The 21,267-nt window shown below is 56.2% G+C and carries 20 protein-coding genes; 1 reads left to right on the top strand and 19 read right to left on the bottom strand.

The features are described 5' to 3' along the window. Nucleotides 1–28: 28 nt before the first annotated feature. The 16 genes from BFV97_RS07345 to BFV97_RS07415 form a co-directional block, all read right to left on the bottom strand. Nucleotides 29–964, bottom strand: coding sequence for a 2-hydroxyacid dehydrogenase (locus BFV97_RS07345; RefSeq protein ID WP_069299689.1), 936 nt, complete (start codon nucleotides 962–964; stop codon nucleotides 29–31). A 9-nt stretch (nucleotides 965–973) separates the two neighbouring features. Next, entirely contained in the window at nucleotides 974–2,113 is a 1,140-nt protein-coding gene (gene rodA, locus BFV97_RS07350; RefSeq protein ID WP_069299690.1) for a rod shape-determining protein RodA, read from the bottom strand. Continuing rightward, nucleotides 2,110–4,008, bottom strand: a complete 1,899-nt coding sequence (gene mrdA / locus BFV97_RS07355; RefSeq protein ID WP_069299691.1) for a penicillin-binding protein 2 — start codon at nucleotides 4,006–4,008, stop codon at nucleotides 2,110–2,112. The genes rodA and mrdA overlap by 4 nt, the downstream gene beginning before the upstream one ends. Then, nucleotides 4,005–4,544, bottom strand: coding sequence for a hypothetical protein (locus tag BFV97_RS07360; RefSeq protein ID WP_069299692.1), 540 nt, complete (start codon nucleotides 4,542–4,544; stop codon nucleotides 4,005–4,007). Before BFV97_RS07360 ends, mrdA begins: the two co-directional genes overlap by 4 nt. Then, complete coding sequence (gene mreC, locus BFV97_RS07365; protein ID WP_069299693.1) at nucleotides 4,537–5,430, bottom strand: rod shape-determining protein MreC; 894 nt, start codon at nucleotides 5,428–5,430, stop codon at nucleotides 4,537–4,539. Before mreC ends, BFV97_RS07360 begins: the two co-directional genes overlap by 8 nt. A gap of 18 nt (nucleotides 5,431–5,448) precedes the next feature. Next, nucleotides 5,449–6,489, bottom strand: coding sequence for a rod shape-determining protein (locus BFV97_RS07370; protein WP_069299694.1), 1,041 nt, complete (start codon nucleotides 6,487–6,489; stop codon nucleotides 5,449–5,451). 229 nt (nucleotides 6,490–6,718) lie between these two features. Beyond that, nucleotides 6,719–8,260 (bottom strand): 2-isopropylmalate synthase, encoded by a 1,542-nt coding sequence (locus tag BFV97_RS07375; protein ID WP_069299695.1) that lies wholly within the window; start codon nucleotides 8,258–8,260, stop codon nucleotides 6,719–6,721. Between the two features lie 436 nt (nucleotides 8,261–8,696). Beyond that, entirely contained in the window at nucleotides 8,697–9,248 is a 552-nt protein-coding gene (locus BFV97_RS07380; RefSeq protein ID WP_069299696.1) for a BLUF domain-containing protein, read from the bottom strand. Between the two features lie 82 nt (nucleotides 9,249–9,330). Beyond that, nucleotides 9,331–10,008 (bottom strand): M48 family metalloprotease, encoded by a 678-nt coding sequence (locus tag BFV97_RS07385; protein WP_069299697.1) that lies wholly within the window; start codon nucleotides 10,006–10,008, stop codon nucleotides 9,331–9,333. A gap of 172 nt (nucleotides 10,009–10,180) precedes the next feature. Continuing rightward, complete coding sequence (locus BFV97_RS07390) at nucleotides 10,181–11,728, bottom strand: M10 family metallopeptidase C-terminal domain-containing protein (protein WP_069299698.1); 1,548 nt, start codon at nucleotides 11,726–11,728, stop codon at nucleotides 10,181–10,183. Nucleotides 11,729–12,042: 314 nt separating this feature from the next. Next, entirely contained in the window at nucleotides 12,043–12,600 is a 558-nt protein-coding gene (locus BFV97_RS07395; protein WP_069299699.1) for a tetratricopeptide repeat protein, read from the bottom strand. A gap of 88 nt (nucleotides 12,601–12,688) precedes the next feature. Beyond that, entirely contained in the window at nucleotides 12,689–13,873 is a 1,185-nt protein-coding gene (locus BFV97_RS07400) for a vWA domain-containing protein (RefSeq protein ID WP_069299700.1), read from the bottom strand. Next, nucleotides 13,874–14,044 carry a hypothetical protein gene (locus BFV97_RS18865; protein ID WP_172827902.1) on the bottom strand — a complete coding sequence of 57 codons (171 nt, stop codon included), beginning with the start codon at nucleotides 14,042–14,044 and terminating at the stop codon, nucleotides 13,874–13,876. It abuts the gene before it with no gap. A gap of 3 nt (nucleotides 14,045–14,047) precedes the next feature. Beyond that, the gene (locus tag BFV97_RS07405; protein WP_069299701.1) at nucleotides 14,048–15,433 is read right to left on the bottom strand and encodes a DUF2927 domain-containing protein; all 1,386 of its coding nucleotides are present in this window, start codon (nucleotides 15,431–15,433) and stop codon (nucleotides 14,048–14,050) included. Next, nucleotides 15,430–15,870 (bottom strand): GNAT family N-acetyltransferase, encoded by a 441-nt coding sequence (locus BFV97_RS07410; RefSeq protein WP_069299702.1) that lies wholly within the window; start codon nucleotides 15,868–15,870, stop codon nucleotides 15,430–15,432. The genes BFV97_RS07405 and BFV97_RS07410 overlap by 4 nt, the downstream gene beginning before the upstream one ends. Then, on the bottom strand, nucleotides 15,867–16,706 hold the full coding sequence (locus tag BFV97_RS07415) for an AAA family ATPase (protein ID WP_069299703.1): 840 nt from the start codon (nucleotides 16,704–16,706) through the stop codon (nucleotides 15,867–15,869). Before BFV97_RS07415 ends, BFV97_RS07410 begins: the two co-directional genes overlap by 4 nt. 167 nt (nucleotides 16,707–16,873) lie before the next feature. Here BFV97_RS07415 and dksA point away from each other — a divergent pair, with 167 nt between their 5' ends. Beyond that, a complete protein-coding gene (dksA, locus tag BFV97_RS07420; RefSeq protein ID WP_069299704.1) occupies nucleotides 16,874–17,296 on the top strand; it encodes an RNA polymerase-binding protein DksA in 423 nt (140 codons plus the stop codon). Nucleotides 17,297–17,376: 80 nt separating this feature from the next. Here dksA and BFV97_RS07425 read toward each other — a convergent pair whose 3' ends face one another. The 3 genes from BFV97_RS07425 to glmU are packed head-to-tail and all read right to left on the bottom strand — an operon-like array spanning nucleotide 17,377 to nucleotide 21,231. Further along, nucleotides 17,377–18,051: a DNA alkylation repair protein gene (locus BFV97_RS07425; protein ID WP_069299705.1), complete on the bottom strand. Its 675-nt coding sequence runs from the start codon at nucleotides 18,049–18,051 to the stop codon at nucleotides 17,377–17,379. Continuing rightward, nucleotides 18,048–19,871, bottom strand: coding sequence for a glutamine--fructose-6-phosphate transaminase (isomerizing) (gene glmS / locus BFV97_RS07430; protein WP_069299706.1), 1,824 nt, complete (start codon nucleotides 19,869–19,871; stop codon nucleotides 18,048–18,050). The genes BFV97_RS07425 and glmS overlap by 4 nt, the downstream gene beginning before the upstream one ends. A gap of 1 nt (nucleotide 19,872) precedes the next feature. After that, nucleotides 19,873–21,231, bottom strand: a complete 1,359-nt coding sequence (glmU, locus tag BFV97_RS07435) for a bifunctional UDP-N-acetylglucosamine diphosphorylase/glucosamine-1-phosphate N-acetyltransferase GlmU (protein ID WP_069299707.1) — start codon at nucleotides 21,229–21,231, stop codon at nucleotides 19,873–19,875. Nucleotides 21,232–21,267: the final 36 nt, after the last annotated feature.

Below are 21,267 nucleotides of genomic sequence, written 5' to 3' on the forward strand. Positions count from 1 at the left end.
GTGGGGGCAGAATGCCCCCGCTGCTGGATTAGTATTTGAGCGCCGGGTCAATCAGGTGAAGGGCGTTTTGTCCTTTTTCCACCCGTGCGATGTTTTCTGCGACGACCCGCGCAGCCGTGTCTACGCGGGTTTCAGAGGCGACGTGGGGCGTTACCAGTACATTCGGGTGGTGCCAGTAGGGGTGTTCGGCGGGCAGCGGTTCCGTGTGGAACACATCCAGAGTGGCCCCTGATATTTTACCACTGTTCAGGGCGGCCAGAAACGCGTCGTCGTCGATCAACTGGCCGCGACCCGGGTTGATAAGGGCGGCACCGTCCTTCATCTGCGCAATCGTCTTTTCGTTAATCACCTTCTCGGTCGCAGGCGTATTGGGAAGAAGCGTGACGATGATGTCTGCCTCACGAAGCGCTTTTTCCAGACCTTCTGCACCGGCGTAACAGGCAAAGGGGGCGTCGTCTTTTTGTGTCCGGCTCCAGCCGATCACGTTGAACCCATAGTCGTGGGCGACTTTGGCGCAGGCCATGCCAAGCGCGCCAATGCCAAGGATGGCAACTGTGCGTTCTGCGGGCAGGGGCGGGGCCCAGTCCATCAGCCAGTCTCCCGGTTTGGCGTTGGTGAAACGGTCCACTTCCAGATGATGGCGCATGATATGGCCGAAGACGTAATCGGCCATGCCCTGAGTCATGCCCGGATCGACCATTCGGGCCATTGGCTGGGTCAATGTCTTGTTTTTAAGGAGCTTGTCGGGGCCTGCCCAAAGGCTCTGGATCAGCTTGAGGTTGGAATAGACGCTCAGGTCATCGTCCTCACGTGCTGGTGCGTAAACCAAATAGTCGATGGTTTCGGGGGAGTCTGTGTGATCCGTTAGCGTGAATTCCAGACCTTTCTCTGCAAAAGCGGTTTCCAGCGGGGCACGGTAAACGGGCCATTGTGCCGCGCGTGCGGAAAACAGGATATTGATCATTGCAAAGCCTTATCTTGGTCGGTGGACATGGGCGCTTTGTACCAGTCCGAAGGCGATCAGCAAGACCATCATGGCCGATCCGCCGTAGCTGACCAGCGGCAGCGGCACGCCCACCACAGGGGCCAGACCCATGACCATCGACATATTTACCGCGAAGTAGAAGAAAAAGGTCGTTCCGACCCCAATTGTCACCAGTGACCCATAGCGGTCCCTGTTTGACAGGGCCGAAACATAGCAAAAGATCAGGATCAGCCCGTATAGCGCCAGCAATACGATGCCGCCGACAAAGCCGAATTCCTCTCCCAGAGTGGTGAAAATGAAGTCCGTGTGTTTTTCAGGCAGAAAGTTCAGCCGCTGCTGGGTGCCTTGCATGAAACCGCGCCCCGTCAGACCGCCCGACCCAAGCGCAATTTTGGACTGGGTGATGTGATACCCCGACCCGAGCGGATCGGATGAGGGATCAATGAAGGTCTCGATCCGTTTGTACTGATAGTCTTTCAGCATTTGGTATTCGGTGTCTTTGGAGGCGATAACCGCTGTTACCAGCAGCACGATGGACAGGATCGCAATGCCGAAATACCAGAAACTGACACCGGCGATGAACATGACTATCGCGCCTCCGGCCATGATCAGTAGCGCAGTCCCAAGGTCCGGCTGGCCGAGCACCAGAAAGGTTGGCAGCAGGATCAGCAGGATTGGCAGCGCAACCCAGAAAGGACGGGAAATGCGCCGTTCGTCCAGCCAGTCGTAATAGAGCGCCAGCACCATCACCACCGCCACTTTCATCAACTCGGAGGGTTGCAGTGTCATGAATTTCAAATCGATCCAGCGTTGCGCCCCGCCACGGGTTTCCCCGATATAGGGCACCGCCACCAGCAATGCGATCCCGATGATATAGGCGAAGGCACTGATTTCACGCCAGAAATTGATCGGGATAAAAGCCATGAAGATCATCACCCCCATGCCGAGCGCAAAGCGGATGATCTGGGGTTGGGCCCAGCGTTCGATGTCTCCGCCAGACACGGAATAGAGCATCAGAAAGCCGGTGCAGGCCACGGCTGTCAGCAACAGGGCCAGCGGCCAGTTGAAGTAGAGCACTTTGGATAGGCCGGTGGGTATGGTGCGGATATTCTGTTCGAGATAGCTCATGCTTTGTCGTCCGGGCGCTCCCGTCCGGCGCGCACGTCTGTGGGCAGCGAGCGGTAATCCATATCTTCGGAAAGTTCGAGCGCTTCGAGCATGATGTCCCGTGCAATCGGCGCAGCGACCGTGGAGCCGCCGCCGCCGTGTTCTACAACCACGGAGATCGAGAAGCGCGGATTGTCGGCCGGGGCATAGGCCACAAACAACGCGTGGTCGCGGCGTTCCCAAGGCAGGTCACGGTTGCGGATGACGCCGCGTGCGCGTTCTTCCTTGGTGATGAAGCGGACCTGACTGGTGCCGGTTTTTCCGGCCATATCCCAGCCTTCCTTGCGGATGCGGGACCGTCCGGCGGTGCCGCCACGCTCGTTCACGACGCCGTACATGCCTTTGCGCACGGCGTTCAGGTGTTCGGGATCAATATCAAGGGGCTCGCGTCCTTTGACGGGCTGGGGGCGGTTGTCGATTGCGTTCACCAAACGGGGGGAAATTTTGGTGCCAGAAGCAATTCGCGCTGTCATCACCGCGAGCTGCATCGGGGAGGCGAGCACGAAGCCCTGACCGATGGAGGCGTTCAGCGTATCCCCGATCACCCAATCAGCATCCCTGCGCCGTTTTTTCCAGTCCTTGGTTGGGGCCAGCCCTTCGCGCACGGCGGGCAGTTCCAGTTCGTGTTCCACACCGATGCCCAACTCTTTGGCCATCGCAGAGATATTCTCGATGCCCACTTCCTGACTGATCTCGTAATAATAAACATCGCAGGATTTTTTCAGACTGTCGTGCATGTTGACCTTGCCGTGGCCGCCCCGCCGCCAGCAATGGAACCGCCGATTGTGCAGCTCCAGATAGCCGCCGCAATAGACTTTGTCGTCGGGCTTCACAAATCCGCCTTTCAGCGCAGCGAGGGCTGTAACCATCTTGAAGGTAGACCCCGGAGGATAGGTGCCGGTGACGGTCTTGTTCAGCATCGGTTTGTAAATATCCGTGTTCAGCGCATTCCAGTCGGTGGTAGAAATGCCGCGCACGAATTTATTGGGGTCAAAGCTGGGTGCAGAGGCCAATGTCACGATATCGCCGTTGCGCACATCCATAACCACGGCAGCAGCGCTTTCTTTGCCAAGCCGCTCCATCGCATAGCGTTGCAGGCGGTTGTCGATGGTCAGTTGCACATTGGCGCCGGGCTGGCTTTCCTCGCGGCCCAATACCCGCATGACGCGCCCGATGGAGTTCACTTCAATCCGTTTAACGCCGGATTTGCCCCGCAGCGGTTTTTCGATGCGCCGCTCGATCCCGTTCTTGCCGATCTGGAAACGGGGGATCAACAGCAGCGGGTCATCGTCATCGGTCTGGCTGAGATCGTAATCCGAAACCGGCCCGACAAACCCCAGAATATGGGCAAAATCATCGGCTTGTGGGTAGATCCTATAGTGCCCGAGCTCTGGCGTGATGCCGGGCAAGGCGGGGGCGTTCGCGCTGACCGCGGCGATATGTTCCCAATCGAGATCTTCGGCAACCGTGACTGGCACAAAGCCGCGTCGCTTGCTCATTTCTTCCAATGCGCTGGTGATGTCGGATTCGCTGATCGGAATGATGGTCGCAAGACGGCGCAGGACGGTTTCAGGGTCGCCCGATTGCTCTCGTACCATGTCGATTTTGTAATTCGGCTCGTTATAGGCCAGCGGTTTGCCCAGACGGTCAAAGATCAGGCCACGCACAGGGGGGATCAGGCGGATGTTGACGCGGTTTTCCTCAGCGAGCAGGCGGAAAGACTGGTTCTGCTCTACCGCGATCCGGCGCATCTGAACGCCAAGCGTGCCAATAATACCCGCCTGCAACCCTGCAAGCAGGATTGTGCGGCGTGTCAGCATCTGGCGCAGGCGACCGGGTTTGACAGGGCGTCTCATAGTCTTTTTCCCCAAGCGTCCAACTCCCCGGGACGGGGCCGCTGGAAGCCGAAACCGAATTTCATCACGCCGACAATAACAGGATAGAGCAAAATGGTGAAAACCATAAGATAGAGCTGCTCTACAAATCTTGGTGTATGGGTCAGGGTCATCAGCAAAATGATCTGTTGCAGGATGGTGATGATGAAGAAGATCGTGCCCATCCAGAGCCACTCCAGTCCGAAGCTATACTCGCGAAACGCCTGAATGTTTGAGCGTACCACCTCTGTGCCGAGTACGATCAAAAGGGTGAACAGGCCAAGCGGCGCAAGGGTAAGGATGTCCCGGAAGAAAAAGACCAGAAACACCGCCCAAACCGGCGCCCATTCGGGTTTGCGCACTACATAAGCCATTGTGATGCAATAAAGAATATCAGGACCGGGCAGGGCGCCCGCGCTAAGGTCAAAGGGGACGATAGACCACAGGATGATGGCAAATCCGGTCCCGATATAAAGCGAGCGGCGGGCCCAAAGCTGAACCAGCGAGACATCATCCATCGGGGCCTGCACTCACCTGACCGGGCAGGGTTGGACCGACAAGACGGCCGGGTTCGGAGATCGGCGCAGAGGGCAGGTGGCGGATCACGCGCAGAAATTCCAGACGGCGATAATCCGCCGCCAGCTTCACCCGCAGACGGCCGTCGCCGCTCAGAAACACGGTTCCCGCCAGCAGACCCGGCGGAAACACCCCGCCATCGCCCGTAGTGACAACCCTGTCACCGGCGCGCACCTGATCCACGCCGTCGATAAACTCCAACGGGGGCAAGGGGGTGTTATCGCCCGCCAGAATGGCCTTTTGGCCCGAAGGCGTGACCTCTACCGGGATGCGGCTGGAACTGTCGGTCAGGAACAACACACGGGAGGCGTTCTTGCCGACACCGGAAATCCGTCCCACCAGCCCCAAACCGTCCATCGCCGCCCAGCCGTCAACCACACCGTCATGCCGCCCGATATTGATCAGCGCACTTTGGCGGAAGGGGCTGCCGCTGTCTGTCAGCACGACTCCGGTGGTGTAGGTCAGTTTGGGGTTCAGTTTGACGTTATTCAGATCTAGCAGTTTCGCGTTCTTTTGCTCCAACTGGATGGCAGCCTCTTTCCAGGCTTTCATCTGTTGCAATTCACGGCGAAGTTCCTGATTTTGCTGGTAAATACGCGAATAGGCCTGAAAATCCGAAATCATGTTGGACATATGGGCCACGGGCGCGAACACCCATTCCAGATTGGGCACAACCCGATCAATCATCGCCATGCGGAACCGTTCGGCACGGGGATTGTCGATCCGCCAGATCATGAAGATCGCGACCAGAAAAACCAGCAGGACAGAGATCAGCACGCGCCTTACGACGCGGCGAAAATAGACCTCGCTGTCATTTTGATGGGCCATGAATATCCGTCACAGGCATTAGCTGTCGAAATCAATAACATGAAGCAGTTGCTTTTCATATTCCAGCGATTTACCGGTGCCAAGTGCTACGCAGTTCAGGCTCTCGTCTGCGACAGAAATCGCCAGTCCGGTCTGTTCGCGCAGGGCCAGATCGAGTTCCCCGAGCAGTGCACCGCCTCCGGTCAGCATCACGCCGCGGTCCACAATATCTGCGGCCAGATCGGGCGGGGTGCTTTCAAGGGCGGTCATAACCGCTTCGCAGATTTGCTGCACCGGCTCGGCCAGCGCATCCGCGACCTGCGCTTGTGTGATTTCGGTTTCTTTCGGCACACCGTTTAACAGGTCGCGCCCGCGAATTTCCAACGATGTCCCGCGCCCGTCTTCAGGCATACGGGCCGTGCCGATGGTGGTTTTGATCCGTTCCGCAGTGCTTTCCCCGATCAGCAGGTTTTGCTGGCGGCGCAGATAACTGATGATCGCTTCGTCCATCCGGTCCCCGCCCACGCGCACGGACCGCGCATAAACGATGTCTCCCAGCGACAGAACCGCAACCTCGGTGGTCCCGCCACCTATATCGACAACCATGCTGCCTGTCGGGTCGGTGATCGGCATACCGGCCCCGATTGCAGCGGCAATCGGTTCTGCAATCAACCCAGCCTTACGGGCCCCGGCGGAGAGAACCGACTGGCGGATCGCGCGTTTTTCAACCGGAGTCGCCCCGAAAGGCACGCAGACAATCACGCGCGGCTTGGTCAGGGTAGAGCGTTTGTGCACCTTGCGGATGAAGTGTTTGATCATCTCTTCGGCCACGTCGAAATCAGCAATCACACCGTCGCGCATCGGGCGGATTGCCTCGATGGAACCCGGTGTGCGGCCCAGCATCAGCTTGGCGTCTTCCCCAACGGCCAGAACCCGTTTGACACCGTCCTTGATGTGATAGGCGACAACCGAAGGTTCATTCAGAACGATGCCTTTACCTTTGACATAGACCAGCGTGTTTGCTGTCCCCAAGTCAATTGCCATATCCACAGAAAATAAACCCTGAAGTTTTCCATACATGCGTTGCCGCCTTTGCTTGCACGAATTGGTACCGTGCAGAAACACGGTGCAGAAGGCCTGTTTATAGCGAGGTCGGACGCGCGGGGTAAAGGTGGGGCTTGTGAAAAATAGGCGTTATCGCGCCAAGAATAGGGGGGCTTTGCCCATTCTTTCACTTAATACTTGCACATAACGAACAACGGGCAGATTTTTGCAACCTGCCCGTTGTCTTATTCAAGAATCAGGCTGTCTACGCCGGAGCCGTTTTTTCGCGGCGCACCAGCAGCTTGTTCAGGGCGTTCACATAGGCCCGTGCGCTGGCCACAACGGTGTCAGTGTCGGCGGATTGGCCCACCACAATCTTGCCGGCCTCTTCCATCCGAACCGAGACAGTTGCCTGCGCATCTGTACCTTCGGTCACGGCATGCACGTTGTACAGTTGCAGTGTCGCGCTGTGGGGGAACAGCTGTTTCACAGCATTGAACGAAGCGTCCACCGGACCATCGCCCGTGGCGGAAACGCTGTGGTCAACGCCGTCGATTGTCAGGGTCAGATCGGCCTGCTGCGGACCTTCGGTGCCGCAAACCACCCGCAATGATTTCACCTGTACACGATCGTTCGCCGCATTGGTGCCTTCGTCGTTCATCAGGGCGAGCAGGTCGTCGTCGTACACTTCCTTCTTGCGATCGGCCAAGGCCTTAAACCGGACAAAGACATCCTTAAGCTGGTTGTCCCCCATCTCATACCCGAGGTCTTTGAGCTTGGAACGCAACGCCGCACGGCCCGAATGTTTGCCCATCACAATGTTGGTTTCGGACAGACCCACGTCTTCGGGGCGCATGATCTCAAAGGTTTCGGCGTTCTTCAGCATGCCGTCCTGATGGATGCCGCTTTCATGGGCGAAAGCGTTCTTGCCGACGATGGCCTTGTTGTACTGCACCTGAAAACCGCTGACGGTGGCGACACGGCGGCTGATGTTCATGATCTTGGTGGTGTCAATATCGGTGCGGTAGGGCATGATGTCGTTGCGCACTTTCAGCGCCATGACCACCTCTTCCAGTGCGGTGTTGCCCGCCCGCTCGCCCAGTCCGTTGATGGTGCATTCCACCTGACGGGCTCCGGCCTCAACCGCAGCCAGAGAGTTCGCGGTCGCCATGCCCAGATCGTTGTGGCAGTGGGTGGCAAAGATAATTTCATCCGCGCCCGGCACTTTTTCCAGCAGCATCCGGATCAGCTCTGCGCTTTCGCGCGGGGCGGTATAGCCCACGGTGTCGGGGATGTTGATCGTCGTCGCACCGGCCTTGATCGCCACTTCAACCACGCGGCAAAGATAGTCATCCTCTGTGCGCGTCGCATCCATCGGAGACCATTGGATATTGTCACAGAGGTTGCGGGCGTGGGTTACGGTGTCGTGGATCCGTTCCACCATCTCATCCTGATTGAGATTGGGAATAGCACGGTGCAGGGGGGAGGTGCCGATAAACGTGTGGATACGCGGTTGTTTCGCGTGTTTGACCGCTTCCCAGCAGCGGTCAATGTCGCGGTTGTCCGCGCGGGACAGACCGCAAATCACAGCATTCTGGGAACGGGCGGCAATTTCGCTGACCGCGTTGAAATCCCCTTCACTGGCGATTGGAAAACCGGCCTCGATGATGTCCACACCCATTTCGTCCAGCAACTGGGCAATCTCCAGCTTTTCATTGTGGCTCATGGTGGCGCCGGGGGATTGCTCCCCGTCACGCAAAGTGGTGTCAAAAATCAAGACGCGGTCTTGTATTGCTGTATCGTTCATTTCAGTATCTCTTTGATTTACTTAGCTTTTCGGGTTCGTTCCAGCGCGGATTTGACTCTCCCCTGAGCGCACGCGCCGGACCCCGACACGCTCAGAGGCGGCTAAGTAGTAGAAGCGCAGCAGCAGTGGCACCAAAAGCGGTGGCGATATTATGGATATGTGTCTGCGTAATCATGCAGCCTTTATACGCAGATTTAATCCGGTGAAAAGATAAAAAACACGTAAGGGTTCAGGGCGAGATCAGATTTTCACTGCGGCGGTATCTGGATGTCAGGCAATAATGCCAGAGTTGAGCAAGTCAGTTCAGGTTCTTGGTCCCGCGGCAAACTGGAACCCCGCGCAACAAATCCGATAAACTGCGCGCTATAGCTTATTGAACGTGAAGCCGAGCGTTTCTGTGTGATCGGCGCCCAAACGGGGGCAGCGCAAGGGGCGTTCAAGCCTCCGCCCGTTTATCCGGTTGGTGACCTGGCACATAGATCTTGCCACCCTGAGGCGTGTGTGCCGCTGACGAAGCGGTCCGACCGGCAGCTTTGGAATGGAACCGTCTGGCGCTCGCCTCGAACTCCTCCGGCCGAAGCGCCCGTCGCTTGCGGGAAGCTATAATTCCTAAAAACCGCTCCGCCTGAAGCACGTCCAGCTTGAAAAAGTCCCGCTGCATGCCCGCATTCATAACGCGCTTGAACTCTGCATCGTGAAGTGTGGTCACGCCAAAGGGACAACTGGTAAACTTGCGCTCCGAACACCGCATGATCGCACGAACCTTTATGTCTTTGTGCATCCGGTGGCTGGCAATCCGCTCCATCGTTGCATCTACATCTTCGGTTTCTCCCTCCAGCACCTGAAAAATCCGCTGCCTGTCAACGAACAAAAAGCTGGTAATGCCCGACTCTATATTGCGGCGGACACATTTTTTTTGCAGCGTCAGCAAAGCCAACGGTCCGAGCCGTCCGGTGATCCGGCTCTCATAGTGTAACCGTTTCAACATCAGTTGCCCTTTCACGCTGCGTTCGGCTGTTGATGAGGAACATAAGGGCAGGAGTGTAAATTAATGGTAAACAGTCGGAAATTTATTGCCAGCGATGTTCCAGTTTCTCAATCGCGGCAATCCTTTCGGCGGTTTTCGGATGGCTCATCAACCAGGCGAGCGGCTGGCCGCTGCTTCCGGCCAGCGCGTCAAGTTTGGTAAACAGGGATTTCTGCGCAGCGATTCCGATGCCCGATTTGGTCAAAAGCGCCGCAGCATAGGCATCCGCTTCATACTCATCCTGCCGCGACAAACGGGCCGCCAGCAGCCCTGACAACATCCCCGCAAGCCAGATGCCAACCCCCGGAATAAGACGCCCCAACACCATGCCAAGCGCGACTCGAATAGCATTTTGTCCTGAAAAATCAATCATTCGCCGCCGCGAATGCCCAAGCGCCACATGCCCGAGCTCATGGGCGATGACGCTGGCAATTTCTTCGGCGCTGACCTCACCGCTTTGGTATTTCCTATAAAAACCGCGGGTGATAAAAATGCGCCCGTCCGGCGCGGCAAGCCCGTTCACCGGATCAATCTCGTAAATATGCACTTTGACCTGCGCCAGATCCAGCGAATCGGCCATGCGTTTACACAGTTTTCGCAACACAGGATCGGCCAGTTCAGTAGATTTCGCATCCAGCTCCGATTGGGTCCGCCAGATTGAAAATCTATAATAAACAAAGCCGTAAAGCAGGGCGAGAAGGATCGGAGTCAGTTTCAGCATATTTTAAGATATGGGAAGTAAGCTGGGAAAGACCAGCCCCTGCATGAAAGGAAAGTAAATGAATAGAAAAGCCTGCGAAAGATATGTGCCTGAAACAGAAAACTGCCCCTGACAGCACAATGTGTCAGGGGCAGTATGGGGATCATTACGATGAATCTGAATGCGTCAGCGATCAGGCGATGTCGAACACGAAGTCAGTTGCATCAATATCCGCTGAATTGGTGGATTTCAGCAAGGCAAAGTCATCGCCGTCATGGGACAGGATAGTTTTGCCGCCGGCCTGCCGCACGTCAATGTCGGCAAAGGACAGCATTGTGTCATTCAGCACCATGATTTTGTCGACACCGTCTTCATAGTCTTTCACCACATCGCGGGAATGATCCGGATGGGAAACATCAAAGACAAAGGTGTCGGCTCCGGCACCGCCTGTCAGTTTATCCTTATCGGCCCCGCCGTCGAGCATGTCATGGCCCTTGCCGCCATCTAGTTTGTCTTTGCCTTTGTTTCCTTTTAGGTAATCATCGCCGCCGGCACCGCGAATTTTGTCATTGCCGGCTTTGCCTTTGATCATGTTATCCGCGCTATTGCCGAAAATATCGTCGCGGTGGGCAGTCCCAATGGCGTTTTCGATCAGCGAATCCGCTGCGCCGCTAATACCGTCTTCAAAGGCTGCGATAATGTCCGAGCTGTCCGAACTTAAAGGCACAACCGTACCGAAACCAAAAGCATCAACCAGAGCCTGATAGTCGGCCGTAACGTCAGAAGTGACAGCAAACACGGGTATAATCCCCGCGTCGAGCAGCGCGGCTTTAACCATCTCGACCGAGGGATAATCCTCACCGGTGCCGTCTCCACCCGGACCGTCCAGCACGGTGTCTCCATTATTTGCGGTGTCCGGATTGTCGCCAGCGAAATGGGGTCTGGCGTCCGTGGTCAGCACGACAACTTTAAGAGAGGAGGAGCTCCAGCCGACCTCGGCAGTGCGCAAGGCAACTTGCAATAGACCCGTCATCTGGGATTCCGGCCCGTCATTTCCGCTACCGGTAGAAAGGCCTGTCACCGCTGTCTTCCAGACATCCGTGTCGCTGGTTAGACCAAGCTCGGTCTTGTATTCGTGATCCCCAAACGATCCAAAAGGTGACAGCGGTTTATCAATAAAAGAGGTCAGCCCCAAACGCACATCATCCGCCAGCCCGCTGACCGAGGTGATGAGGTCGTCCACCAAACCGTTCACCGTAACGAGGTCATTGGAGAAGGAGCCGGACAGGTCCTGCAGAAGCACCAGTTCCAACGGGCGCTCGGAGTCTTTGAGGCCAGAAATTTCGATCACACGGTCGTCCACGTAAGACAGGGCACCGGGCGACAGGTCAATGTCCGCGCCGGTAATGCCGCCCGCGAAATTCAGTGTATCAATGCCCGAGGTGTCGGTTATCAGCGACCAGTCACCCGCATAACCGTTAACGAAATATTTATCGTTACCGCCACCACCAAATACCTGATCGTCACCGGCTGTCATGACAATCTTGTCATTCCCGCTGCCGCCAAACATGACGTCGTCTCCGATTCCCCCGATCAGAACATCGTCCCCGGCTCCGGCGTCCAGGGTGTCATCGCCATTCAGACCCGCAAGAAGATCGTTTCCCTCCATGCCCACAATCATGTCGGAAAACAGCCCGCCAACCAAGCCGTCGTCTTCTTCGGTCCCAATAAAGTCAGCCATTTCTAATTTTTCTCCCGTTAGAGTTTTTAAACGCATCCGACGCGATCAAGATTCGCCGGAGGCTATGCTAAATGAAGGGGCCAATGCCCCGTAAGGCCTTATTATCCGGTCAAAAATACCAAAATCCAGCCTCAACTTAAGGTTATAAAAAAAACAAATCTGCCGACAACCATTTTACGGCAAAAAAGTGATCTTGCTCACTAAATTGGTTGAGTTTTTACGGAAGGGTAAAAAGGCTATCGGTGTTTAACGTTTTCTTCACAGGTAGGCGCTATGATGTGGGTCTGAAGGACCAATTCGTGGCGCTCCGAACTTTACAATTCGTTAGCGGTGCTTCCGTCGGGAACCGGTTGTTCCAGCAGGGCCCGTTCATTTAGCCAAGGATGAAGGGCGACCGCACGTCGCAAGTAGATATGACCCAGCGCTGTCCGGCCGTTGCGAATGTGGATTAATGCGATGCCGGATAGGGCGCCAAAATGGGCTGGCTCCAGTTCGAGAGCGCGGGTCAACAGGTCCAAAGATTTCGAATCCTGTCTTCGCAGGAAATAAACGAATGCCAGTTGGTTATGGCCTTCGCCATATTCAGGACAATAGCGGATTAATCGGGTGAGCGTTTCTTCAGCCAGAATGTAATTCCCATAGCGGATTGCGTCCACGCCGGAATCCAGCATTTCTTGTGAAATTTCGTCCGGTGCCACGTGCCAGAATTGCCAAAGCGCATTGGCTGCGCGCTGTGCTGTTCCATAATCGTCAGCTTTTGCAAGTTTCTCTAACAGGTCAGATCTTTCCGTCTGACGTTCCGGCAGCGCAGGGCATTCCGCCGCTGTCTGTCCAGCCAGCATCGCTACAAATATAAAGGAGCGAAAAAACATGTAAAAAGCCTGAAGGCGCGATGCCAACCTGTCAAGCCACCCGCAAGAGGTTCACCCGAATGTGTCCAACTTTTCCAACCGCAGGCGACTAGCGGCCCAATTCTTTCATAGCCGCTTCGATGCCCTTTAGCGTCATTGGATACATGCGATCGTTAAAGATTTCCTTAAGGATCATGGTCGAATGGGTGTACTGCCAATATTGTTCTTTTACCGGATTGATCCAGACCGAGCCGGGCCATTGTTCCTGCGCCCGTTCCAGCCAGACCTGTCCAGGCTCCTCATTCCAATGCTCGTTCGCGCCGCCCTTATAGACAATTTCATAGGGGCTCATCGCGGCGTCACCGACGAAAATACATTTGTAATCAGATCCATAGGTCCGCAATACATCCCATGTGGGGGTTTGCTCGGTCCAGCGCCGTGCGTTGTCCTTCCAGACACCTTCGTACAAACAATTATGAAAATAGAAATATTCCATATGTTTGAATTCGGTTTTTGCCGCCGAAAAAAGCTCTTCGATCAGCTTGATGTAACTGTCCATTGAACCGCCAACGTCAAGGAATAACAGTACCTTAACCGCATTGCGGCGCTCGGGGCGGGTGATGACGTCCAGATAGCCGTGTTCAGCAGTCGCCCGGATTGTACCGTTCAGGTCCAGCTCGTCTTCGGCCCCGGCGCGGGCCCATTTCCGCAGCCTCTTTAACGCGACCTTAATATTACGTGTGCCAAGCTCTACAGAATCGTCGAGGTTCTTGAAATCTCGCTTGTCCCAAACTTTCGTCGCCTTCTGGTGACGGCTTTCCTTTTGGCCGATCCGAACGCCTTCAGGATTGTAACCGTACGCCCCGAAGGGAGAGGTGCCCGCTGTGCCAATCCATTTATTCCCGCCCTGATGGCGCTTTTCCTGCTCTTTAAGGCGCTCTTTCAGGGTTTCCATCAGCTTGTCAAACCCGCCGAGGCTTTCGATTTCGGCCATTTCTTCGGGTGTCAGATGCTTTTCTGCCAGTTTGGTTAACCAGTCGTCGGGCACATCCACGGCGTTCAGGATGTCATCTACAGAGAGGTTTTCCATGCCTTTGAACACATCTGCAAATACCAGGTCAAATTTATCGAGATTGCGTTCGTCTTTCACCATCGTGGCACGGGCGAGGAAGTAGAATCCCTCCACATCGTAGAGCACAAGGCCGGTTTTCATGGCTTCAAGAAACGCCAGATACTCCCTCAGGGAAACGGGAATTTTCGCAGCGCGGAGGGCTTCAAAGAAACGCAGGAACATTTAGACCAACCCCAACCAGTCCACCATAACCGTTGCAAAGAGCGCAAGGAGGAAGAAAATGATGCCGTGAATGACACTATACTGCAGTTTATCCGCGGTTTTGCCGCCAAATTTGCGGGCGCGGTACCACCCGATAATTGCGCCGATCAGGAAGGCCGGAATTGTAAACATAGCTTAACTTTCTTTCTGGGGCAGGCGGGGAGGCAGGTTTGCAATGAAATCGAGCCGCTTGTTGATCTCGCTTGGCGGATGGATGCCGTACTGCCCCCATGCAACGGCTTCCGTGCGCAGCGCGGTGGCTTCATCTGTGCGCCCTGCAAGTTTGTAGATTTCCGCTTTCATAGCCAGAAGGCTGAACATCAAACGGCCGTTTTGTGCGGTTTTTGCGGTAATTAAACCGCTTTCGATGAACTGCAGCGCTTGGCGGAACTCTCCGCTCGACATGGCAAGGGATGCCATCTGCAATCCGGCCTGGGCGGTGTGAATGTCGTACGGTCCGAAGATCTTTGAGAAATTTGCGTAGGCACGGGCATAGTCTGCTGCAGCTTCCACACCATTTGTGGCAGCGGTGACGCGGGCGCGGGCGTAGTAACTAAAGCCGAGCCGGTGATCGGTCATCCCCAGTTGCTGTGCAATGCGCACCGCATCCGCCGCGGCCTCGATACGGGTTTTGTCAGAAGCATCCGGCCCGAGAGCGATCTCGATCTTACGCACCCAGGACCCCGGCGATTCCTGTCGATGCAGCGGAGCAAGACCGGCACCCTGCGGATTCACACGGGCCAGAATGCGGGGCAACACGGCGGCGACTTCGTGTTTTGCCATGCCCGAGTGCAATTCCGGCGCGTACATAGCGCGCAGGATCATCATGTCGTAAGGGGTTAAAACAATGTGAAAATTATCATCGTTAAAGACAGAATCCGGCAGGCGATAAAGATCGTTTAGCGGTCCGATGGCCTGTGCAAGTTCTTCGTGCAAGCAATCCCGCGCGTCCTGCGGGGAAATATCGCGCGGCATGAAAACCGCAGCCCTGCTGCGCACCTCCAGAGAGGTCCAGTCTGCGCGGCGGTTAAAACGGTTCTTGCGAAACTCTGCCCAACTGCTCATGCGGGGGACCACGATACAGGCGGCGGTGGGCGCGGCGCGGCGCAACTGGCGTTTGGACACCATTTCGATCACGATATTGGCCGCAGCAGCGGTTTGAACCCGCGAAATCGGGATATTCGCCTCTGTTTGCAAGCGTTTGATCAGCCGGTCGAGATCCTGCCCCACCACCTGATGTGTCGGGTTTACCAGAGCCACCGTGATCGGCCCTTCAAAGCGGGACAACTTTGTCAGATCCTGTCCGCTTTCCAGTGCGAAGGTCAGGTCCAGAAATTCCTCAAACACATCCAGATTGGAGCGGGCCACACCAGCGGCCGGGGGCGGCGCGTGAAAGGTTTTCATCCCTGACAGTTGGACGGTGGGATCGGAGCGTTTGCTCACCACATCGGCCATCGGTCCTGCGCAGGCAGAGAGGGCCATCACCGACAGTCCGAAGGCTGCGCCGCGCCAGAAATTCATATCTGATACTTTACAAAAGGGGCCAGCGTAGCCACGCCGTCATAAAGCTTTCGCGCGACGGTGTTATCTTCCGCTGTTAACCACCAGACCTGCGGGCAATTATGTTCCTTTGCATGGGCGACGACGGCGTCGATCATGGCTTTGCCCGCTCCGGTGCCACGGATATCGGGGCGCACGTAGAGGTCGTTTAGATAAATGCGGTTCTCTGGCCCCCAGAAATGGCTGTGATACAGAAAATTAACGATACCGACGACACCGTGGTCTGGCGTTTCGGCCACCATCGAAAACATGCCTTCCTGCGGATCGAGAATGCGCTTCCACGTTCCGGCATAGACGTCTTCATCGCGGCTGGTTTCGTAAAAGGCCAGATAGTCCTTCCACAACGCCCGCCAGTCGGATTCATCCGCCGGAGTTACATAGCGAACGCTTGTGGTCATCTGTTGCCCCGCGCCATAAAGGCGAGCCGCTCAAATAGATGCACATCCTGTTCGTTTTTCAACAAGGCACCGTGCAGGCGGGGCAGGGCGTCCTTGCCGTCCCGCTTCATATCCGCAGGGTCGAGGTCCTCAACCAGCAGCAGTTTCAACCAGTCCAGCACCTCAGAGGTGCTGGGCTTTTTCTTCAGCCCCGGTGTTTCGCGTATGTCGTAGAACTGTGTCAGAGCCTCTGCCACCAGCGCGGGTTTGATGCCGGGGAAGTGAACTTCTACGATTTGTTTCAAAGTCTCCATTTCTGGAAAACGGATGTAGTGGAAGAAACAACGGCGCAGAAAGGCGTCGGGCAGTTCTTTTTCGTTGTTCGACGTGATGATCACGATCGGACGTTTCTTGGCTTTGATTGTCTCGCCGGTCTCGTAGACGTAGAATTCCATCTTGTCGAGTTCCTGCAACAGATCGTTCGGAAATTCGATGTCGGCTTTGTCGATTTCATCAATCAGCAACACCAGACGGTCGCCGGCTTCAAAAGCTTCCCAAAGTTTGCCTTTCTTGATGTAGTTTTTCACATCATGGACACGTTCCTCGCCAAGCTGACTGTCGCGCAGGCGGCTAACCGCATCGTATTCGTACAGGCCCTGTTGGGCCTTTGTGGTGGATTTGATATTCCATTCCAGCAGCGGCAATCCCAGTGATTTGGCCACCTGAATCGCCAGTTCGGTCTTGCCGGTTCCGGGTTCCCCCTTGACCAGCAAAGGGCGTTCCAACGCGATTGCAGCGTTCACTGCTACGGTCAGATCGTCGGTGGAAACATACTGTTGCGTGCCTTCAAACTTCATTTTTCTGCTTTTCCCTGATAGCTTGGGGGCAATCTAGTATTCCCGTCACAATGCTGCAACCTAAGAAGGAAGTGGGGTGACAATACGTTACGACTCGGATATTGGATGCGCAAACGTTGGGTGAGAACGTCATGGCACTGCATAGTGATTTTTTTAGGGAGAAAAGAATGAAAGCTGAAGTCATTCTTGATGCCGACTACCGTCCGGTCGACAGCGAACCATTTATGAACGAACGTCAATCAGAATATTTCCGGCGCAAGCTACTGGCCTGGAAGGCGGATCTTCTGTCAGACAGCAAAGACACCATCGAAGGTATGCAGGAAGGCGCACGGAACATTCCGGACGTTGCTGACCGTGCCTCCGAAGAAACCGACCGCGCTTTGGAATTGCGCACACGGGACCGCCAGCGCAAGCTGGTTGCCAAGATCGACAGCGCCCTGCGCCGGATCGAGGACGGGTCTTACGGTTATTGCGACGAAACAGGGGAGCCGATTTCCCTGAAACGTCTGGATGCCCGTCCGATTGCGACACTGTCCCTTGCCGCACAGGAACGGCACGAGCGTAAAGAAAAGGTTCATCGGGACGATTGATCACCGATAAATCCTGAGAAATGATGAAGCCGGTGCAGATGCGCCGGCTTTTCTTGTTTTCAGGTCGGGTTTGATACGGATCAGAGCAACCGTGTTGCATCCTTGCGGGCGAAGGACTTCATGTCTGTTCCGTGGTCGTGCATAAAGCGGCGCACCCGTTCGGGATCATGTTTGGACAGGCTGCGCAGCCACCAGCTTATGGATTTCTGGATAAACCATTCGGGATCGTTCACATAGCCCGCAGCCCAGCCGAGAATACGCTCCCGCTGCGCCAGTTCTTCGGGTTTGGGATGGGTGGATTTGGTCCAGGGCAGGGTGATCACCAGTGCTGCACGGCGCACCCAGAGGTTTTCATCCTGTGTCCAACCCTCGACCGTATCAAGCCGTACGTCGTCCAGAAACAACCGTCTTGCACCCGCGCCACAAGCGTGATCGGCGATTGCCCAAGCGTCAAACATGGGCACCCAGCGACAGATTTCCTCCCAGACCGCCTGATCCGGTTTGATCCGTGCCTGCGTCAGTAGTTTAGCCGCCGCAATGCGGGCTTCGTGGATGTTGCTGTCCCAGAGATAACCCGCAATCTCAATGCGTTGCGGAATATCCGTTTCCTTACGCCAGTCTTTGTACAGCGCATCAAGCTGCGGGTTGGAAACGCCCAGATAGGGGCGCTCCACCTTGTGATAGGCGGCCATTTCCGCAGCCTTTTGCCGGTCTGCCAGTGCCTTGATGTCTTGCAGCGCCTGTTCGGGGGTCATTCCACCGTCACCGATTTGGCCAGATTGCGCGGCTGGTCCACATCCGTGCCTTTATAAACGGCAGTGTGATAGGCCAGCAGTTGCGCCGGAACCGCGTAGACAATCGGCGCGAACATCGGATGCACGGTCGGCATAACGATGGTCTGCCATGCACCTTCGCCGGCCTCTTTCGCGCCTTGGGCATCTGTCACCAGAATGATCTTGCCGCCCCGTGCCATCACTTCCTGCATGTTGGACACGGTTTTGTCGAACAGCTCGTCCCGGGGCGCCATAACCACCACCGGCATATGTTCGTCGACAAGCGCGATGGGGCCGTGTTTCAGTTCGCCACTTGCATAACCTTCGGCGTGGATGTAGCTGATTTCCTTCAGTTTTAACGCGCCTTCAAGGGCCAGCGGGAACATCGCGCCGCGCCCCAGAAACAGGGCGTCGCGGGAATGGACAAGCTGCGCGCAGGTCGCTTTGATCGCCGCTTCCTGTTCCAGCGCAAGGTTCATCACACCGGGCAAACCATGCAGGGCCGCCACAAGTTCGGCCTCCTGCGCTGCGTCAATATTACCCCGTTGCCGTGCTGCCTGAATGGCCAGTGCGGCCAATACGGTCAACTGGCAGGTGAACGCCTTGGTGGAGGCTACGCCAATTTCCACGCCTGCCAGAATGGGCAGGGAGACGTCCGCTTCGCGAGAGATGGAGCTTTCCGGTACATTCACGACGGCAACCGTTTTATCCACGTTGTCGCTGCAATAGCGCAGGGCGGCCAGAGTGTCGGCAGTTTCACCGGACTGGCTGACAAAACAGGCGTAAGAGTTCCGGCTGAGCGGCGGCTCGCGGTAGCGGAATTCCGACGCAATATCCAGTTCCACAGGCAGGCGGGCAAGTTGTTCGAACCAGTATTTCGCCACATTACAGGCCAGATAAGCCGTGCCGCAGGCCACCATAGTGACTTTGTCGATGCTGGCGAAATCAGGATCCGCGCCGGGCAGCTGGATCGATTTCCCGTCCGCTGCAGCATAATGTTTGACAGCCTCTGCCAGAACGCTCGGCTGTTCGGCAATTTCCTTGGCCATAAAGTGTTTGTAGACCCCTTTGTCGGCACTGATCGCACCGTGGGAAATCTCGCGCATCTCGCGGTTTGCACGGGCACCGGAGGCATCTGTGATCTCCACACCGGCGCGGGTGACGACGGCAAAATCGCCTTCTTCCAGATATGTCACTTTATTGGTCATCGGGGCGAGTGCGAGCGCATCGGACCCCACAAACATTTCCCCGTCCCCATGCCCAATCGCCAGAGGAGAGCCTTTGCGCGCGGCGACCAGAAGATCGTCCTGCCCGTCAAACAGGAAACACAACGCATAGGCACCTTCAAGACGGGCCACAGTCTGACGCGCGGCCTCAATCGGATCAAGCCCTTGTTTCAAAATGCTTTCGCAAAGTTTAACAACGGTTTCCGTGTCGGTCTCAGTCTCAAACCCGATGCCCTGCGCAGACAGTTCCTCGCGCAGTTCGCGAAAGTTTTCGATGATGCCGTTGTGGACAACCGCCACATCTCCGGCTTGATGCGGGTGGGCGTTTTGCACATTCGGTGCGCCGTGGGTGGCCCAGCGGGTGTGACCGATGCCAGCCTTGCCCTTGATCGGGTCATGCACCAGAAGGTCTGACAGGTTAACCAGTTTGCCAACCGCGCGGCGACGTTCCAGTTTGCCATCCTGCACGGTCGCAATACCCGCACTGTCATAACCGCGATATTCAAGCCGGCGCAAGCCGTCCACCAGAATAGGGGCGGCTTCGTGATTGCCAAGGATGCCTACAATACCACACATCTTAATTGTCCTTTGACTGAGCAGCTTTGGCTGCGCGTAATTTGTTCATTAATCGCAGCGCCAGACCGGTTTTGTTCACCTGTTTGGCACGGGCAATAGCAAGATCACCTTCACCGGCATCCTGTGTGACAACCGAACCGGAGGCTGTCATTGCATCATCACCGATCGCGACCGGCGCGACCAGTGCCGTGTTTGATCCGATAAAGGCACGTGCGCCAATGACGGTCTTGTGTTTGAAAACACCGTCATAGTTACAGGTGATCGTGCCCGCCCCGATATTGGCGTCCTCACCGATCTCGGCATCGCCCACATAAGACAAATGGTTGATCTTGGCGCCGGATGCCACCAGCGCGGCTTTCACTTCGACAAAGTTGCCGACTTTTGCGCCACCACCGATTTCGGCACCGGGGCGCAGACGGGCATAGGGGCCAATGACCGCCGCTTCGCTGACGTGGCACCCCTCCAGATGGGAAAAGGCACGGATATGCGCACCGCTTTCCACCGTGACATCCGGGCCGAACACCACGTTTTGTTCGATCACCACATCGCGCCCGACATAGGTGTCATAAGCGAAATGCACAGTTTCGGGGGCGGGCATCGTGGTGCCGTTTTCCATTGCCTCCAGTCGCGCACGGGTCTGGAACGTGGCTTCGGCTGCGGCCAGATCAACGCGGGAGTTTACGCCCAAGGTTTCCGCCTCGTGGCAGGTAATGGCCGCGCAGGGCAAATCCTTGTTTCGCGCCAGACCTACCAGATCGGTCAGGTAATATTCTTCGCTTTTGTTGTTGTTATCAACGGCTTTTATCAGGTCAAACATAATGGCGCGATCGGCGCAGATCACGCCGGAGTTGCACAGTGTGATCGCCAGTTCTTCAGGGCTGGCGTCCTTGGCTTCGACGATCCGTTCCAGACCGCCCTTTTCATCCAGCACCAATCGTCCGTATTTCGCAGGCTCTGCAGCATCAAAACCGAGCACAACAACACCCGCACCGGATTGGCGGGCAGAGAGCATGTCTTGCAGGGTTTCTTCACGGATAAATGGCGTGTCGCCGTACAGGACGATTACATCTCCGCCAAAATCCGCCAGTGCATCGCGGGCCTGATCGACGGCATGGGCCGTGCCAAGCTGTTCGTCCTGCGTCACGATCACGGCGCTTTCGTCGTAATCCGTTGCAGCCTTGGCCACCGCAGCGCCGCCATGTCCGGTGACGACAACAATACGGTCCGCCTCAATCGACTGCGCCGCACGCATGGCATGCACCAGCAGGGGCGCATGGGCCACTTTGTGCAGGACTTTGGGAAGATCCGATTTCATGCGGCTGCCTTGTCCGGCTGCCAGAATTACCACTGCTACAGGCATCTTGCCCCCTCGGAAATTTTCTGTTCCATGTCACCT

Source organism: Neptunicoccus sediminis (assembly GCF_001719615.1).
GTDB classification, from domain to species: domain Bacteria; phylum Pseudomonadota; class Alphaproteobacteria; order Rhodobacterales; family Rhodobacteraceae; genus Amylibacter; species Amylibacter sediminis.

Bases quoted from the DNA above. Each gene is read 5' to 3' on its own strand.
- BFV97_RS07375 (WP_069299695.1), bottom strand. From the start codon at position 8,260: ATGAACGATACAGCAATACAAGACCGCGTCTTGATTTTTGACACCACT.
- mrdA (WP_069299691.1), bottom strand. From the start codon at position 4,008: ATGAGACGCCCTGTCAAACCCGGTCGCCTGCGCCAGATGCTGACACGC.
- BFV97_RS07390 (WP_069299698.1), bottom strand. From the start codon at position 11,728: ATGGCTGACTTTATTGGGACCGAAGAAGACGACGGCTTGGTTGGCGGG.
- dksA (WP_069299704.1), top strand. From the start codon at position 16,874: ATGAAAGCTGAAGTCATTCTTGATGCCGACTACCGTCCGGTCGACAGC.
- BFV97_RS07370 (WP_069299694.1), bottom strand. From the start codon at position 6,489: ATGTATGGAAAACTTCAGGGTTTATTTTCTGTGGATATGGCAATTGAC.
- glmU (WP_069299707.1), bottom strand. From the start codon at position 21,231: ATGCCTGTAGCAGTGGTAATTCTGGCAGCCGGACAAGGCAGCCGCATG.
- BFV97_RS07380 (WP_069299696.1), bottom strand. From the start codon at position 9,248: ATGTTGAAACGGTTACACTATGAGAGCCGGATCACCGGACGGCTCGGA.
- BFV97_RS18865 (WP_172827902.1), bottom strand. From the start codon at position 14,044: ATGTTTACAATTCCGGCCTTCCTGATCGGCGCAATTATCGGGTGGTAC.
- BFV97_RS07400 (WP_069299700.1), bottom strand. From the start codon at position 13,873: ATGTTCCTGCGTTTCTTTGAAGCCCTCCGCGCTGCGAAAATTCCCGTT.
- rodA (WP_069299690.1), bottom strand. From the start codon at position 2,113: ATGAGCTATCTCGAACAGAATATCCGCACCATACCCACCGGCCTATCC.
- mreC (WP_069299693.1), bottom strand. From the start codon at position 5,430: ATGGCCCATCAAAATGACAGCGAGGTCTATTTTCGCCGCGTCGTAAGG.
- BFV97_RS07345 (WP_069299689.1), bottom strand. From the start codon at position 964: ATGATCAATATCCTGTTTTCCGCACGCGCGGCACAATGGCCCGTTTAC.
- BFV97_RS07425 (WP_069299705.1), bottom strand. From the start codon at position 18,051: ATGACCCCCGAACAGGCGCTGCAAGACATCAAGGCACTGGCAGACCGG.
- BFV97_RS07385 (WP_069299697.1), bottom strand. From the start codon at position 10,008: ATGCTGAAACTGACTCCGATCCTTCTCGCCCTGCTTTACGGCTTTGTT.
- BFV97_RS07405 (WP_069299701.1), bottom strand. From the start codon at position 15,433: ATGAATTTCTGGCGCGGCGCAGCCTTCGGACTGTCGGTGATGGCCCTC.
- BFV97_RS07360 (WP_069299692.1), bottom strand. From the start codon at position 4,544: ATGGATGATGTCTCGCTGGTTCAGCTTTGGGCCCGCCGCTCGCTTTAT.
- BFV97_RS07395 (WP_069299699.1), bottom strand. From the start codon at position 12,600: ATGTTTTTTCGCTCCTTTATATTTGTAGCGATGCTGGCTGGACAGACA.
- glmS (WP_069299706.1), bottom strand. From the start codon at position 19,871: ATGTGTGGTATTGTAGGCATCCTTGGCAATCACGAAGCCGCCCCTATT.
- BFV97_RS07415 (WP_069299703.1), bottom strand. From the start codon at position 16,706: ATGAAGTTTGAAGGCACGCAACAGTATGTTTCCACCGACGATCTGACC.
- BFV97_RS07410 (WP_069299702.1), bottom strand. From the start codon at position 15,870: ATGACCACAAGCGTTCGCTATGTAACTCCGGCGGATGAATCCGACTGG.